This window comes from Clostridium subterminale, from assembly GCF_039521425.1.
GTDB lineage: Bacteria > Bacillota > Clostridia > Clostridiales > Clostridiaceae > Clostridium_J > Clostridium_J subterminale.
Window position 1 is genome coordinate 481,214 of record NZ_BAAACI010000006.1, and the last position, 15,057, is coordinate 496,270.

A 15,057-nucleotide genomic window follows, 5' to 3' on the forward strand; every position below is an offset into this window, starting at 1 on the left:
ATTAAACTTTAATAATTATGTAGGAAAGTAGTATTATATTGCATTAAGGGACTAAAAATAATTACAAGTACAAAGAGGTATAATAACTTATTTTGAATAAAGTGTTAGAGAATTAAGAGCTAAAGTTTAATGAGTCAAGAAGGGATGATTAGATGTCAAAAAACAATGTAGATTTAGGAAAAGATAAGGTTGGAAGTTTGTTATTTAAGCTAGCACTCCCAGCTATCATTGCTCAACTTGTGAATGTTTTATATAACATGGTAGATAGAATTTTTATTGGAAGAATTCCAAATGGAGATTTAGCTATGGCTGGTGTTGGAGTTGCATTTCCTATAATTATGATTATATCAGCATTCAGCGCTCTTATAGGAATGGGAGGAGCACCTATAGCTGCTATTAAAATGGGAGAGAAAGATAATGAGGGTGCTGAAAAAATATTAAGTAATAGTTTTTCTACTCTAGTCATAATTGGTATCATTTTAACTATTGGATTTTTAATATTTAAAGAACCTATACTTTGGGCCTTTGGTGCGAGTAAAAATACTATTGGGTTTGCCAATGACTATTTAACTATATATCTTATAGGAACTGTATGTGTGCAAATAGCTCTTGGAATGAATCCTTTTATAAATACCCAAGGTTTTGCTAAAACTGGTATGATTACAGTAATGGTAGGTGCAGTAATAAATATTGTTCTTGACCCCATATTAATATTTGGTTTTAATATGGGAGTTGAGGGAGCAGCTCTTGCTACGATACTTGCCCAAGCAGTATCAGCAATATGGGTATTATACTTTTTATTTGGTAAGAAAAGCATTCTTAAAATAAGAAAGAAGTATATAGTTCCAGATATTAAAGTGGTTCTTGGAATAATGGCACTTGGAGTATCTCCATTTATAATGCAAGCTACGGAAAGCTTAGTTTTAATATCCTTAAATAATAAACTTAAAATTTATGGTGGAGATTTAGCGGTAGGAGCTATGACTATAATGAGTAGTATAATGCAAATTATATTTTTGCCACTTATGGGATTAACTCAAGGTGCGCAACCAATTATAAGCTATAATTATGGTAGTAAACAAATGGATAGAGTTAAAAAAACATTTAAATTACTGATTACTAGCTGTCTAACATATACTACAATAATGTGGGCGTCTTTACTACTATTCCCTACAGTTTTTGTAGGTATATTTAACAATAAACCCGAACTTGTAGCCATTACTGCATGGAGTATTAGAATATTTTTTGCTGGGATATTTATTTTTGGTGCACAAAGTGCTTGTCAACAAACATTCCTTGCTCTTGGTAAAGCAAAAATATCTCTTGTTCTTGCTTTACTTAGAAAGATAATTTTGCTAATACCATTAATATTTATACTTCCTATGTTTTTTGAAGGGGACGCAGGCAAGCTTCAAGGAGTACTTACAGCAGAGCCTGTAGCAGATATAATTGCATCAGTAACTACTATAATATGTTTTACTATATTCTACAAGAGGACTTTAAATAATAATCTTTTATCAAATAATGAAGTAGAAGAAAATAATATATAAATTTTTTTATTTATAAAGTAGAAACTATTTTAAAATAAGCTAAGAATTAATGTTGAGCATACACTTATAAGTGCATGCTCAACATTTTATAAAATATATTAAATTATTTATAGATAGTTTCTTTAAAACTATCTATATGTAGTATGAGTAGAAGGTTCATTTTCTCCATATGGAGAATGTTCATTAGCTTTATTTTTAACACCTTCTTGATATTTAGAAGATGTTGCATCAGATTTAAGGGAAGTGGTTTTCTTATTTTTAGTTTTATAACAATTTTTAGACATAATTATACCTCCTTAATATAAGTAATATTATTATTTGTAGGAGTATATAAAATAATACTGGTAATATACTCTATATTTATTAATAAGTATTATAACAATAAATAGACTAGGTTATACAATGTGATACCTAGTCTATCTTTCTTATATTTGGAGGGGGGGAGAGAGTTAATTAATATGGAGCTATTAATCGAGTAGACTGGTATTATTACCTAATACTTAATTTTTAAACAAATAAATTTAAAATTAGATTTCTAACTCAATCAAGTTTAATATTTATAAAAATACATAATAAAATGTTAAATAATAATATCTAATATTAGGTATAAATATTAGATATTGCTACTTGTAGACAGTAGTAAGAAGTTGATTTATTATTGTTATATATAATAATTTCTTTAATTATACATAAGGGGGATATGTCAATGAAAGAAAAGATTAAAGTTGTGTTATTAGGTGCGGGAGATAGGGGAACAATTTATGCTAACTACATAAAAAATCATAAAGATGAAGTAGAAATTGTTGCTATAGCAGAGCCTATTAAAGAGAGAAGAGAAAATATTAAAAGAATGTTTGCACTAGAAGACGAACTCGTATTTCTATCATGGGAACAAGCTTTAAATATTGGTAAAGTTGGAGATGTGGCAATTGTTTCAACACAGGATAGAATGCATTATGAACCAACGATGAAGGCTTTAGAACTTGGATATCATGTTCTTTTAGAAAAGCCTATGTCACCAGATTTAAAAGAATGTATAGATATGGTAAATAAATCAAAGGAAAAGAACTGTCATCTGTTAGTATGTCATGTCCTTAGATATACTGAGTTTTTTAATGAATTAAAAAGAATTCTAGATAGTAAAGAAATAGGCGAACTTGTTACAATTCAGCATATAGAAAATGTTGGATATTACCATCAAGCTCATAGTTTTGTAAGAGGAAATTGGAGAAATAAAGAAGAATCTGCTCCAATGATTCTTGCTAAATGTTGTCATGATTTAGACCTTATGTATTGGTATGCAAATAGCACCTGTGAATCTCTTGTATCTTATGGTAGTATAAAACACTTTAAATCAGAGTGTGCACCAAAGGGAGCAGCTAAGAAATGTTTAGACTGTGATATTGAAGATTGTCCATACGATGCAAGAAAGATTTATTTTAAATGTATCCAAGATACAGCTAAACAAGACGCTAATACTACATCTACAAGACATTGGCCAGCTAGTACTATAACAGAAGACTTATCAAGAGAAGGCATCACAAGAGCATTAAAGGAAGGTCCTTATGGAAGATGCGTTTACTACTGTGATAATAATGTAGTAGATAATCAAGTAATTAGTTTGAATTTTAAAAATGGTGTTACAGTAGCCTTTACTATGACTGCTTTCACAGGAAAGGTTTCTAGAATTACAAGATTTATGGGAACCCATGGAGAAGTTAGAGCTAACACTGAAACTAATAAAATTGAAATCTATGATTTTAGAAATGATAGTATAAAAGTAATTGATGTAAAGGAGCCAGGCAGTGGACATGGCGGTGGAGATAGTGGTATAATGAGAGATTTCTTAGACTTGGTTAAAACTGATAAGGTAGAAAAAAGATATACTACAGGAAGAGTATCTATAGAAAGTCATGTTATAGCCTTGTTAGCAGAAGAGTCAAGAATTAAAGGAGAATCTATAAATATTGAAGAGGCTATAAATAGTTTAATATGACATAGAAAAGGAGGTTCGTTGAAAGACCTCCTTTTATTTATCTAAATCCAATTTTTTTATGATATCCTCATAGGTTGTTTTAGTGATTTCTTTATCTTTATAATTAATATAGTAAATAGAAGGCTTTGAGTCTACAGTAATTTCAATGAAAGGACCTTCTTTACTAGCTAAAAATAATTTAGCACCTATATCTCCTTCTAGATTATAATTTCCCTTTTGAATTCTTCCCATACCTATGCCACCAGTCCTGATAAGAATTTTAGGCATTTTATCTACTAAGGAAATACTTTTTACCTTATCTCTCGAAATGGAAGCGTTAGCTCCACTAGAGATTTTTATAGAAGTATCAGTTATGGTAATTTTAGTAGGTGAGTAGCTAATAGATATTATAGGTATAGTAGTTATAAGCATAATAAATATTACTACTGCTAATACGATTTTTGTTTCTTTGCTAGAGCCAGGATTATGGTCAAAGCGTTGGCAATAATGAATAGAATACAGCAGTATAATTACAGTTAGAACTATAAAAATAGCTAAAGAAATATTAAAAAAACAATTTAATAGAAATCCTATAATGTTTATAATTGATATTAAGAAGAATATTTTGCTCATATACTTTCCTAAGGATTCAATTTCTACATTTGATTTTTCCTCTTTACTCATAGTGTTGTATCCTGAGATTAACCAATACCATTTTAACTTATTAATGCATATTCCAACAGCAAAGAATAAAGATGCAATAATTAAAAGGACAATATTTATTCCCATAGAGATACCTCCTAATTTTAATATAGGCTATATAATATTATATACAAATTATATGATTAGTTATGAATTTTATCAAGAAAATAAAGTAATAATTACAAAAATAAAGAAGTATACTAGAAACAAGTTTTAGTATTTTAGATGTATACGTTACATTATAAAAATATATCAAATAAATATTGACTATGTTTGTTTAGTATTATATCATTAAGAAAATCAAAATATTTATCCCAATAAGTATTAAAATTAAATTTAGATAATTTAGAGATGTTATTTAGGGTAGAGGAGCTTTTACCAATAGTATTCTTGAGTAGTGGGTACACGTTGATACAAGAAGAAAGGGGAGAAAAGCCGAAGAGAATAACCTGGCAAGGATATTCTCTGGGATAGTACAAAATATGTGCTATACTGCCACTATGAAAAATAGTGGAGAGCTACAAAGTAACACCTGTTATGTTCATAGTGAATTAATCTGGGCGTGACAAGGGTGTTCCTTTGTCCGCCTTTTTTATTTTGGTACATAAGTACCCAAATAAATATTACTCTCATAAACTTATAGTGGGGAGCTGAAAGGAGAATTTACTATGAACTTATTTGGAACAATAAACGTTAGAGAAAACAATCTTTTTGTGGGTGAAATTAATACTTTAGAGCTAGTTAAGAAATTTGGAACTCCTCTTTATGTCATGGATGAAGAGCAAATTAGAGATAACTGTAGAAGATATATGAAAGCTATGGAGACTAAAGGAAGCAATAACAAAGTAGCCTATGCTGGAAAGGCATTTTTAACTAAGGCTATCGTTCAAATTATGAAGAATGAAGGTTTATGCCTTGATGTAGTATCAGGAGGAGAAGTTTACACTGCTATAGTCAGTGAATTCCCTATGGATAAGGTATATTTTCATGGAAATAATAAAACTATTGAAGAGATAAAACTAGGAATAAAAGCAGGGGTTGGGACCTTTATTGTGGATAATATGATAGAGTTAGAGAATATTAATAATATATGTGAAGTTTATGGAAAAACTCAAGATATATTACTTAGAATAATTCCAGGAATTGAGGCACATACTCATGAATATATCAAAACTGGACAGATTGATTCTAAGTTTGGATTTACTCTTTTAGAAGACAATATATTTAGAGTAGTAAAGACAATAAGTGAACTTGAAAATATTAATTTAAAAGGACTTCATTGTCATATAGGTTCACAAATATTTGATATAGAACCGTATAAAGAAGCTGTAAGGGTTATGATGAATTTAATGAATAGCATTAATAATCATTTTGAAATCAATATGACAGAACTTAACCTAGGTGGAGGTTTTGGTATATATTATGGTGAAGGTGACGATCCAAAAACTATAGAGGAATACTGCTATGGAATTTTAAATGAAGTAGAAATTTGTAGTAGAAAACTACAAATGAAAACTCCAAATATAATAATAGAACCAGGTAGAAGCGTGGTGGGAAATAGTGGAATTACTTTATATACTATTGGAGGAGTCAAAGAAATTCCTAATATAAAAAAATATGTATCTGTAGATGGGGGAATGACAGATAATATAAGACCATCACTATATAGTGCACAGTATCAGGGGTTAATAGCTAATAATGTAGAAAATAACGAAGAAACTTTAGTTACGATTTCTGGTAAATGCTGTGAATCTGGGGATGTACTAATAAATGATATAAGTCTTCCAATGGTTAAAAAAGGTGATATATTAGCAGTGCTTTCTACGGGAGCTTATTGCTATTCTATGAGTAGTAATTATAATAAAATTCCCAAAGCACCAGTAGTATTAGTAGGAAAATTAGGACCAAGGCTCATATGTAAAAGAGAAACCTACGAAGATATGTTAAGAAATGAATTAGATTTATATATTATATAGTAATAAATTTTAGCTTATAAAAAGATATATAGGTGAAAGGAAAATATAAAAAGGGAGTGTTTATCACTCCCTTTCTAGTTTCCTATTTCGTGTTCAGTGGTGTTAGTATCTACAGTTATAGCAGCGGTTTTAGAAACTAATTTTCCATTTTTACTTTTAAATATTCCAGTTGATATAATATAGTCCATTATATCGTTAATTTCTGTAAGTGATATGCTATTCTTAACAGAGTTTACTGTAAGGTTAAATTTATTTTCTGTTTCATCTTTAAATGTCATAACTAATTTCTTTTCCATTATTAGTCCTCCTTATTTTTTAGAATTATAATTATAAGTGAATAGACAATTTTTATCCTTAGCCTTCATTTAAAGTATAATCATTTAGTTTTTTAATTTCTGTAGGTTCACTTATTAGTACAGATCCAATAACTACACCTAAATTATAGATTTCTTCATCAGTAGCAGTTCCACTTACTTTTGAAAACTTTTGACTTTGAATTTTAGGACTACCATCCTGGTTTTGACCCTTTATATATTTAATAACTAAGGTTGTATTATTTTTAGTATTTGTTATTGCCATAGTATCAACCCCTTTCAAAGAACATATATATTATTGAAGATAAAAGTGGAAAATATTTATAAAGTTTTTGAAATTTAAGAAGATATTATAGTAAGATTAAGAAGATGAATATTTTATAAGCCACAATCTAAAAATATATAGATAAGTATAGAGATTTATTAATTGTAAGTTGTTTAAATTTAGGAGGAAATAATGAAGAGAATTAGAGATTATGGAGTCACTGTAGGAAAATTACAAACAGGCGAAAGGAATAAAATTACTGATGTAAAAGGAGTAAAGGTAGGTCATGTCACATTAAGAGATGGAGACGTAAACACAGGAGTAACAGCCATATTACCTCATGATGGAAATATGTTCAAAGATAAAGTATATGGAGCTGTTCATGTAATAAATGGGTTTGGAAAAACTGTAGGAACCATGCAATTAGAGGAGCTTGGAACAATCGAAACACCAATTATGCTTACAAATACTTTAAATGTAGGAATAGTAAGTCAAGGATTAGTTAGATATATGCTTTCATTAAATACTGATATAGGTGTCGAAACTGGAACTATTAACCCTATAGTTGGAGAATGTAATGATGGATTTTTAAATGATATTAGAGGACTTCATGTTAAAGAAGAACACGTATTTGAAAGTATTAATAATGCATCTGTAGATTTTTTGGAAGGAGCAGTAGGAGCTGGAACTGGAATGAGTTGCTTTGGGTATAAGGGCGGTATAGGATCTTCTTCTAGAAAGATAAATATTAAAGATGAAGAATATACATTAGGTGCATTGGTACTATCGAATTTTGGAATAAAGGAAGATTTTATACTTAATAACAATGATATTAAAGCTATGTTATATGAGAATAGCAAAAGTTTAAGTATAAATAATAAAAGCTGTGATATAGACAATTTAGAAAAAGGATCTATTATGATGATTTTAGCTACAGATGCTCCACTATCCCCAAGACAGTTAAAAAGAGTAGCTAAGAGAAGTGTTGTAGGAATAACTAGATTAGGATCTTATCTTGGCAATGGAAGCGGGGATGTAGTAATTGCTTTTAGTACAGCAAATAAAATTAAACATTATGAGGAAAGTGTAGCTAGTGAAGTTAAAATGATTAATGAAAATTATATTGATTTCTTTTTTAGAGCATCTGCAGAAGCCGTAGAGGAGTCAGTTCTAAACTCTCTAATTACTGCTGAAACTGTTGTTGGTAGAAAGGGAAATAGAATAGAAGGATTATCCAAGTCATTAGGATTATAATGAGGGGATCAGATTAGAATCAAAGTATAAGTCATCTAAAATTATTGACATGAAATATATAAAATGATAAATTGTTTATAATAAGATTTATTTATACAGGAGATGGTTGTAGTGAAATACTTATCAAATAGAAAATATGAACATCATCATAGATGCAAGGTCTTATAATTATGGTTTTAAAATTAAGCCATAGATAAGGCCTATTTGCGCGAAGGCAAATGTATCTATGGAGTTATTGAGTTTTATATCTCTAAGGATACTAGTTGTCTTTAGAGATTTTTTTATAATATGAAAGTTTCAGATTTTCGGATGAATATCATATAAGTTATATAAATTAAGGAGAGATTGATATGAGTACAAAAATAACAAAGCCTAGTATATTGCCAGGATTTATGGAGCTTACTCCAAGAGAGCAAGTAGCCTTTAATAATGTTTATGATGTCATTAGAAGAAATTATGAGTCCTTTGGATTTCTACCTATTGACACTCCTATAATTGAAAAAAGTGAAGTATTACTTGCTAAAACTGGTGGAGATACAGAAAAACAAATTTATACTTTAACTAAGGGTAGCACAGAGATGGCATTAAGATTTGACTTAACAGTACCTCTGGCACGTTATGTAGCTCAACACATGGAAGAAATAGCTTTTCCCTTTAAAAGATATCAAATTGGAAAAGTTTATAGAGGTGAGAGGAATCAAAGGGGTAGATTTAGAGAATTTTATCAATGTGATGTAGATGTCATTGGTAATGGAGCATTAAGTATAGTCAATGATGCTCAAATTCCTAGTACTATATATAAAATATTTAAAGAGTTAGGTTTTGATAATTTTAAAATAAGAATTAATAATAGAAAAATCCTAGATGGGTTTTTAAGAAGCTTAGATATAGATAATTATATTGAGGTATTAAGAGTTGTAGATAAAATTGAAAAAATTGGAGAGGCAAAGGTCAGAGAAGAACTAGAGGAATATATAAAAACTAGCGAAGGAATAGATAAGGTTATTAAATTTATAACCGTAGAAGGTAGCAATGAGGAGAAAATTCAGTTCTTAAAAAATAGTACAGTGGCTCACGAAAGATTTTTAGAAGGTGTTGAAGAATTAGAAACTGTAAATAAATATATAAAAGCCTTTGGAATTCCAGATAAAAATTATGTAATTGACTTTAAAATAACTAGAGGATTAGATTATTACACTGGAACGGTTTATGAAACATTCCTAGATGATTATCAAGAATTTGGTTCAGTGTGTTCAGGTGGAAGATATGATGATTTAGCCCAGTTCTATACTGATAAAAAGCTTCCTGGAGTTGGAATATCTATTGGGCTAACAAGATTGTTCTGGAGTTTTATGGAAAGTAATATCATAGACTTAGATAGTAACTCATTAATAGATGTTTTAGTGATACCAATGGATGAAGACTTTGATTATGGAATTCAGGTTTGTAATAAATTAAGACAATCAGAGATCAAAGTTGATATTTATCTGGAAGGTGGAAAGTTTGCTAAGAAGATGAAATATGCAAATAAATTAGCTATACCATATGTTATTATAATTGGAGAAGATGAGAAGGCAACTAATAGAGTACTTTTAAAGAATATGGAAAGCGGAGATCAACAGCTAATATCTGTAGAAGAGGTAATATCAATTTTAAATATTAAATAGGTTTAATTTAAGTATATATTTTAATAAACCGTACAAATTCTGAAATAAAAAGTGATTAGAAGAAATTCTAATCACTTTTTTAAGTAAGAAAGTATTGTGAGATGCAGCAATAAGATATATAACATAGAAGTTATGAGATTAGTGATTGCACAGATTAATAAAGTATATACATATATTTAAATTATTAATAAATTAAATATAAAATAAAAAAAATTAGAAAAAATTTTTAAAATTATATGATGAAAAAAATGTAATTTTTAAAGGTACTATGACTAAAAAGGTTGAAATAATAAAAAATTTCTATGCAATAAAATGTAAATATCATGAAAGTTGACATAAGATAAGATAGTGTAGCGAAAAATAAGTTAATTTTTCCCTTGAAATATATTGTTAAATTGTTAATATATTCTTAAAAGTATATAGATAAATTAGCATAAGCTAAGAAATTTGTATGCATGTATAATTAAAAGAATTATATACTAAGGGGGTAATTTAATGAACTTTAAAAAGGGTATATCTGTTGGACTAGCTCTATCTTTAGTGTTAGGTTCAAACATGACAGCTTTCGCATCTCCTAATGAATTAATTAAGTCTTTAGGAGAAAACAAAGAAAAACAAATGGTGTTGCAGGCTCAGATACAACAAGACACAAATCTTCAAACAGTTAAAGATTCTGATCAAGTTAGAGTTATAGTAGAACTAGACAGTGAGGCTGTACTTGAAAAGGCTACTAAAAAGGGTATAAAACTTGATGAAATGAGTAAATCAGAAGTTGGTAAACTTCAAAATCAAATTTTGAAAGAACAGAGCTCAATACAAAGCAAGATGAATTCTAACGGAATTAAATTTGAGATAATAAACAGCTTCACTAATGTAGCTAATGGATTTAGTATGGAAACTACACTAGGACAAGCTAAAAAACTTGAAGGTATGGATGGGGTTAAGTCTGTTACTATTGCAAATGAATATAAAAGACCAGAGCCTATGATGAATAATAGTGGTGAAATTATAAAAACAGAGCAAACTTGGGCTAGTGGATATAATGGGGAAGGTACAGTAGTAGCAGTTATTGATACTGGTGTTGATTCAGCACATAAAGATATGGTTCTTACAGATCAAAATAAAGCTGAACTTCAAATAGAGGAAGTTCAAGCTATATCTAAGAAAAATGATTTATCGGGTACTTATAGAACCTCAAAGGTTCCTTATGGATATAACTACATGGATAATAATCAAGAGATTTTAGATTTAGGTCCAGATGCTTCAATGCATGGAATGCACGTTGCAGGAACAGTAGGAGCTAATGGAGATACTAATAAAGATGGAATTAAAGGTGTTGCTCCAGAAGCACAAATTCTTGCAATGAAGGTATTTGGTAATGATCCAGCTATGGCTTCTACTTTCGGTGATGTTATAGTTAAGGCTATAGATGATTCTGTACTTCTTGGAGCTGATGTTATTAATATGAGTTTAGGTTCAACAGCATCCTTTGTAGATGATACAGACTTAGAGCAAGTTGCTGTTAATAGAGCTGTAGATAATGGTGTAGTTATGGCAATATCAGCAGGAAACTCTAATGTGTTTGGAGATGGACATGATAATCCATATACTGCAAATCCTGACTATGGTGTTGTTGGTTCCCCAGGATTAGCAACAGATTCTCTTCAAGTAGCATCCATAGAAAACAATGTTGTTAGTGGCTATGGGTTAGAGTTTTCAATTAATGGAGAAAAAAATGTAGCTCCATATACTTCATCAGGAACAGATATTTTATCCGTGTTTAAGGGACAGGAACTTAAAGCTGTAGATTGCGGACTAGGTGGGTTACCAGAACACTTCCCTGCAGAAGTTAAGGGCAATGTAGCTTTAATTCAACGTGGTGGATATAATTTTACAGATAAAATAGCAAATGCTGAAAAAGCAGGTGCCATTGCAGTTATAGTTTATAATAATGCTAGTGGTGGAGAGGGACTTATAAGTATGCTGTATCCAGAGGGTGGTACAATACCAGCATTATTTATAGGAAATTCCTATGGTGCTAAAATTGCAGCACAACTAAAAACTTCAGAAGTCAAGGTTGTTGCAAATGGAAATACCGTTTCAGTACCTAATACAGCCATAGGAAGTATGTCAGACTTTACATCTTGGGGAACCACTCCAGATTTAGAGTTTAAACCTGAAATTACTGCACCAGGTGGAAATATATGGTCAACATTAAATGATAATAAATATGGAAACATGAGTGGTACATCTATGGCATCACCACATGTAGCTGGTGGAGCAGCACTAGTACTTCAAAGAGTAGATAAGGACTTTGGATTAACTGGTGAAGCAAGAGCTAGAATGGCTAAAAAATTAATGATGAGTACAGCTATAGCTCATGTAGATAATGGAAAAAATCAAGCAGGAGGAGTTGTTGCAGGATCTAACTATACATCACCTAGAAGACAAGGTGCTGGAGTTATGGATCTTCAAGCTTCTACAACTACACCTGCTATAGTTACAGATACAACTACTGGTGAATGTAAGGTTAATCTAAAAGAAATTAAAGGTAATAATGCTACATTTACTATAGAGGTCCAAAACTTTAGTGACAAAGAAGTAACTTATAATGTGGCAGGTACTGTTCAAACAGACTTAGTAGATGAACAATACACTTATTTAGAAGCACAAAATATAATTAATGAAAAGACTAGTAAATTTCCAATATCTTTTAGTGATAATGCAATTAAAGTAGCTGCAAAGGGTAAAACTCAAATTACTGCTACTGTAGATTTAAATAATGCTATAACTGCTTATAATAAAGCATCCATTGAAGAAGTTTTTAAAAATGGTGGATATGTAGAAGGCTTTGTAACTTTAACTGATCCTACAGATACAAATCCAACTTTAAGTATTCCATATGTAGGCTTTAAAGGTGAATGGGATAAAGCTCCAGTTATAGATGCATCAATCTATGATACAGAAAGAGCTTCTTTCTATGGAGTTACATCTATAGTTAACGGTGATTTGGATTTCCTAGGTGCAGATTTATCAGGTAAAAATATAGATGGTAACAAAATTGCATTCTCACCAAATGGTGATGGAGCAAATGATACAATATTACCTGTTCTTTCATACTTAAGAAATATGAAGGAATTAGATATAGAAATATTAGATAAAGATGGAAAAGTTATAAGAAATTTAACTCAAGACTTTAATGTAAGAAAACATTACTATGATGGAAAATATGCAAAATATAGTATACGTAAAGATGCTACTTGGGATGGAACTGCTAACAATAAAGTGGTTGCAGATGGTGCATATACTTATAGAGTTAAAGGAAAAGTAGATTATGAAAATGCTGAATGGCAAAACTTTGACTTTAAAGTAAATGTTGATACAAAAGCACCTGAAGTTAACAAAGTTAATTATGATAAAGATGCTAAACAACTAGAAGTAGTTGCAGAAGACAATAATAAGGGTCATGTTTATAAATATGTACTTATTAGTGATGGAAAAGCAGTAGAAGAAAATGCAACAGGAAAATTTGATTTAAGTAAATTGGATTATAAAAACTGTTCTGTAGAAGTTTATGACTATGCACAAAATAAAACATCTGTTAAGGTAACAGAAGCGACTACAGGAGAATACAAAGAACCAACAGGACCGGCACAGGGAGATACTACAATTCCTTCAGTAATGATAACAGGTCCAGAATTCTTTGGAGTTTTAAATAATGGTAAAGTAACTGTTGCAGGTACAGTGAAGGATGTTTCTGCAATAGCCGAGTTTACTATAAATGGAAAGAATATACCATTAACCTTTGATACTCATACTGGCCGTTGGAACTTCTCAACAGAAGTAGAGTTAAATGATGGATACCATAGTATCAAGGTTGCTGCTAGAGATGCTGCAGATAATAAGATAGAATTTGCTCATAAAGTATTTGTAGATACTACAGCTCCAACAATTAATCTTGAATCTATACCAACTGAAACTACTAAGAACTCAATAATAATTTCAGGTAAGATAAGTGACAATCTACCAAGCTTGAAAATTAAGGTAAATGGTAATGTTGTAAAAACTATATCACCAGACTGGGCATACTTTAACGAGTTACCAAATGCTAAACATGACTTGGCTTATGAAGTAGATTTAGTTGATGGAGAAAATAAAATAATTGTAGAAGCAGTAGACGATGCTGGCAATATTACGGTAAAAGAATTAACCATTAATAAAGTAAATGAAATAGATACAATGTCACCTGGAACACCAATCTTCACTGAGAAAGATGGTAAGTTAGTATTAACAGCAGCAGATGATGACACAGCAGTAATTGAATATAGTCTAGATGGTGAAAAATGGATAAAATATACAGAGCCATTTGAGGTTACAGAAAAGACTACTATCTATGCAAGAGCTATAGATGAAGCTGGCAATATAAGTAAAATAATGGAATATAAGGTTCCAGACAGAACAGCACCTAAGTCTCCAGTTATAACTGAGAAAGATGGTGTAGTAACATTAACAGTAGCTGATGAAGATACAACGAAAATCGAATATAGCTTAGATAATAAAACATGGACTGCATATACAGAACCTGTAAAGGTTGAAGAAAAAGCAACAATCTATGCAAGGGCTTTAGATGAAGCTGGTAATGTAAGTGAAGTAGTAGAATATAAGGTTCCAGATAGAACAGCACCTAAGTCTCCAGTTATAACTGAAAAAGATGGTGTAGTAACATTAACAGTAGCTGATGAAGATACAACGAAAATCGAATATAGCTTAGATAATAAAACATGGACTGCATATACAGAACCTGTAAAGGTTGAAGAAAAAGCAACAATCTATGCAAGGGCTTTAGATGAAGTTGGTAATATAAGTGAAATAATAGAATATAAGGTTCCAGATAGAACAGCACCTAAGTCTCCAGTTATAACTGAAAAAGATGGTGTAGTAACATTAACAGCAGCTGATGAAGATACAACGAAAATCGAATATAGCTTAGATAATAAAACATGGATTGCATATACAGAACCTGTAAAGGTTGAAGAAAAAGCAACAATCTATGCAAGGGCTTTAGATGAAGCTGGAAATATAGGTGAGGTAGTAGAATATAAAGTGCCAGAAAAACCAGCCACAGAAAATCCAGAAAACCCAAACAGTAATAAACCAAATAAGCAAAGTAAGCAGAAAAATAATCTACCACAAACAGGGGGCATGGTTAGGAACGGAGTAATGGCTTTGGGTGGAGTAATTACAACTGTAATTGGAACAGTAGTTTTAAGAAGAAAGAAATAATATAGGCTAGATAAGCATTAGATAAAAAATATAATTATAAAATAGATGAAAAGGGCTTTTGTAAAATAAAC

General features: G+C 30.4%; 10 protein-coding genes and 1 riboswitch. Of the genes, 6 read left to right on the forward strand and 4 right to left on the reverse strand.

The features are described from left to right. Positions 1–152 precede the first annotated feature (152 nt). Positions 153–1,550, forward strand: a complete 1,398-nt coding sequence (locus tag ABDZ93_RS11200; protein ID WP_343826415.1) for an MATE family efflux transporter — start codon at positions 153–155, stop codon at positions 1,548–1,550. A 128-nt stretch (positions 1,551–1,678) separates the two neighbouring features. On the opposite strand, the gene ABDZ93_RS11205 is transcribed toward ABDZ93_RS11200, so the two are convergent. Continuing rightward, the gene (locus ABDZ93_RS11205) at positions 1,679–1,834 is read right to left on the reverse strand and encodes a hypothetical protein (RefSeq protein ID WP_343826417.1); all 156 of its coding nucleotides are present in this window, start codon (positions 1,832–1,834) and stop codon (positions 1,679–1,681) included. A gap of 422 nt (positions 1,835–2,256) precedes the next feature. On the opposite strand from ABDZ93_RS11205, the gene ABDZ93_RS11210 reads away from it, so the two are divergent. Continuing rightward, a complete protein-coding gene (locus ABDZ93_RS11210; protein ID WP_343826419.1) occupies positions 2,257–3,546 on the forward strand; it encodes a Gfo/Idh/MocA family protein in 1,290 nt (429 codons plus the stop codon). 33 nt (positions 3,547–3,579) lie between these two features. Here ABDZ93_RS11210 and ABDZ93_RS11215 read toward each other — a convergent pair whose 3' ends face one another. Then, positions 3,580–4,314 carry a DUF3784 domain-containing protein gene (locus ABDZ93_RS11215; protein WP_343826420.1) on the reverse strand — a complete coding sequence of 245 codons (735 nt, stop codon included), beginning with the start codon at positions 4,312–4,314 and terminating at the stop codon, positions 3,580–3,582. Positions 4,315–4,583: 269 nt separating this feature from the next. Further along, a riboswitch (Lysine riboswitch) is annotated at positions 4,584–4,756 on the forward strand. A gap of 139 nt (positions 4,757–4,895) precedes the next feature. Here ABDZ93_RS11215 and lysA point away from each other — a divergent pair. Next, positions 4,896–6,203: a diaminopimelate decarboxylase gene (lysA, locus tag ABDZ93_RS11220; protein WP_343826423.1), complete on the forward strand. Its 1,308-nt coding sequence runs from the start codon at positions 4,896–4,898 to the stop codon at positions 6,201–6,203. Positions 6,204–6,277: 74 nt separating this feature from the next. On the opposite strand, the gene ABDZ93_RS11225 is transcribed toward lysA, so the two are convergent. Both ABDZ93_RS11225 and ABDZ93_RS11230 read right to left on the reverse strand, forming a co-directional pair. Continuing rightward, on the reverse strand, positions 6,278–6,499 hold the full coding sequence (locus ABDZ93_RS11225) for a DUF2922 domain-containing protein (protein WP_343826425.1): 222 nt from the start codon (positions 6,497–6,499) through the stop codon (positions 6,278–6,280). A 58-nt stretch (positions 6,500–6,557) separates the two neighbouring features. Next, on the reverse strand, positions 6,558–6,782 hold the full coding sequence (locus ABDZ93_RS11230) for a DUF1659 domain-containing protein (RefSeq protein WP_343826428.1): 225 nt from the start codon (positions 6,780–6,782) through the stop codon (positions 6,558–6,560). 192 nt (positions 6,783–6,974) lie between these two features. Here ABDZ93_RS11230 and ABDZ93_RS11235 point away from each other — a divergent pair, with 192 nt between their 5' ends. From ABDZ93_RS11235 to ABDZ93_RS11245, 3 genes are all read left to right on the forward strand, one after another. After that, positions 6,975–8,036 (forward strand): DmpA family aminopeptidase, encoded by a 1,062-nt coding sequence (locus tag ABDZ93_RS11235; protein WP_343826430.1) that lies wholly within the window; start codon positions 6,975–6,977, stop codon positions 8,034–8,036. 350 nt (positions 8,037–8,386) lie between these two features. After that, a complete protein-coding gene (hisS, locus tag ABDZ93_RS11240) occupies positions 8,387–9,703 on the forward strand; it encodes a histidine--tRNA ligase (protein ID WP_343826432.1) in 1,317 nt (438 codons plus the stop codon). 495 nt (positions 9,704–10,198) lie between these two features. Beyond that, positions 10,199–14,986: a S8 family serine peptidase gene (locus tag ABDZ93_RS11245; protein WP_343826433.1), complete on the forward strand. Its 4,788-nt coding sequence runs from the start codon at positions 10,199–10,201 to the stop codon at positions 14,984–14,986. Positions 14,987–15,057: the final 71 nt, after the last annotated feature.

Coding starts and splice junctions, on each gene's coding strand:
- ABDZ93_RS11245 (WP_343826433.1), top strand. CDS start 10,199: ATGAACTTTAAAAAGGGTATATCTGTTGGACTAGCTCTATCTTTAGTG.
- ABDZ93_RS11210 (WP_343826419.1), top strand. CDS start 2,257: ATGAAAGAAAAGATTAAAGTTGTGTTATTAGGTGCGGGAGATAGGGGA.
- ABDZ93_RS11225 (WP_343826425.1), bottom strand. CDS start 6,499: ATGGAAAAGAAATTAGTTATGACATTTAAAGATGAAACAGAAAATAAA.
- lysA (WP_343826423.1), top strand. CDS start 4,896: ATGAACTTATTTGGAACAATAAACGTTAGAGAAAACAATCTTTTTGTG.
- hisS (WP_343826432.1), top strand. CDS start 8,387: ATGAGTACAAAAATAACAAAGCCTAGTATATTGCCAGGATTTATGGAG.
- ABDZ93_RS11200 (WP_343826415.1), top strand. CDS start 153: ATGTCAAAAAACAATGTAGATTTAGGAAAAGATAAGGTTGGAAGTTTG.
- ABDZ93_RS11215 (WP_343826420.1), bottom strand. CDS start 4,314: ATGGGAATAAATATTGTCCTTTTAATTATTGCATCTTTATTCTTTGCT.
- ABDZ93_RS11205 (WP_343826417.1), bottom strand. CDS start 1,834: ATGTCTAAAAATTGTTATAAAACTAAAAATAAGAAAACCACTTCCCTT.
- ABDZ93_RS11230 (WP_343826428.1), bottom strand. CDS start 6,782: ATGGCAATAACAAATACTAAAAATAATACAACCTTAGTTATTAAATAT.
- ABDZ93_RS11235 (WP_343826430.1), top strand. CDS start 6,975: ATGAAGAGAATTAGAGATTATGGAGTCACTGTAGGAAAATTACAAACA.